Source organism: Aquabacterium sp. UBA2148, assembly GCF_002328915.1.
In the GTDB taxonomy this organism is placed as follows: Bacteria; Pseudomonadota; Gammaproteobacteria; order Burkholderiales; family Burkholderiaceae_C; genus Aquabacterium; species Aquabacterium parvum.
Map to the genome: position 1 here is coordinate 12,368 of NZ_DCXA01000124.1, position 1,411 is coordinate 13,778.

A 1,411-nucleotide genomic window follows, 5' to 3' on the forward strand; every position below is an offset into this window, starting at 1 on the left:
TAGCAGCGGTTTTCCAGCAGCCGGGGGGTGTCAGGCGGGCTCATGGTCTTGGCCTGGGCTGTTTGCTCGCTTGTCTGCTCGCGCGAGGGTCACGCTTGCTTGACATAGTGACCGGGGGCGTCGGGCAGCTTCTGCTTGCGGCCCGGCACACCCATGGGCGGAGGCGCCTGGCGTGAACCCGAGTGAGCGGCCAACCAGGCCTGCCACGTGGGCCACCAAGAGCCTTCTGTGTGGGGCACCTCGGCCTGCCAGCGCTCGGGCGAGACGTAGGCTTCGGTGGGGGGGCGGTGGTGAACCTGGAAGTGGCGGCCTTTGTGCCCGGGCTCGCTGACGATGCCGGCGTTGTGGCCGCCGCTGGTGAGCACGAAGGTGATGTCCAGCGGGAGCAGGTGCAGCTTGTAGACGGACTTCCAGGGCGCGACGTGGTCGGTCACGGTGCCCACCGCGAAGCAGGGCACGTGGATGTCGGTGAACCAGATGGGGCGGCCATCGACCTCGTAGCGGCCACCGGCCAGGTCGTTGTGCAAGAAGAGCTTGTGCAGGTACTCCGAATGCATGCGATAGGGCATGCGCGTGGTGTCGGCATTCCAGGCCATCAGGTCGTTGGGGCGGTCGCGCTGGCCGAGCATGTAGTTCTTGAGCGCGCGCGACCAGATCAGGTCGTCGGCGTGCAGCAGCTGGAAGGTGCCAGCCATCTGCGAGCCCTTGAGGTAGCCCTGCTGAGCCATCATCGACTCGATGAGCTCGACCTCGCTCTCGTTGATGAACATGAGCAGCTCGCCGGCCTCGGTGAAGTCGCCCTGCGCGGCGAACAGCGTCATCGACGCGAGGCGATCGTCCTTTTCACGGCCCATGGTGGCGGCGGCGATCATCAGCAGCGTGCCGCCCAGGCAATAGCCGGTGGCGTGCACCTTCTGGCCGGGCGCGATGCGGCCGATGGTGTCGAGCGCGGCCATCACGCCGTCCTGGCGGTAGTCGTCCAGGCCCTTGCAGCGGTCGTCCTCCGTGGGGTTCTTCCAGGAGATCATGAACACCGTGTGGCCTTGGTCAACCAGGTGCTTGACCAGCGAGTTGTGTGGCGCCAGGTCGAGGATGTAGTACTTCATGATCCAGGCCGGCACGATGAGCACGGGTTCGGGGTGCACGGTCTCGGTGGTGGGGCTGTACTGGATCAGCTCGATGAGGTCGTTGCGAAACACGACCCTGCCTGGCGTGATGGCCACGTTCTCGCCCGGCTTGAAGGCCTCTGCCCCAGCGGGCGGCAGGTTGCGCGCGATGCGCTGCAGGTCATCGGCCCAGTTGGCGGCACCGCGCACGAGGTTCATGCCGCCTTCGCGGGCGGTGGTGGAGATGACGTCCGGGTTCAGCCAAGGGATGTTGGCCGGGTTGAAGACGTCGAGCCACTGGCGGG

The 1,411-nt window shown here is 66.5% G+C and carries 1 protein-coding gene; it reads right to left on the bottom strand.

Annotation, left to right across the window (positions count from 1 at the left end; all coding sequences use genetic code 11):
• Nucleotides 1-89: 89 nt before the first annotated feature.
• A partial coding sequence (locus B2W70_RS06800; protein ID WP_286744097.1) for a PHA/PHB synthase family protein occupies nt 90-1,411 on the bottom strand: 1,322 nt, incomplete at its 5' end.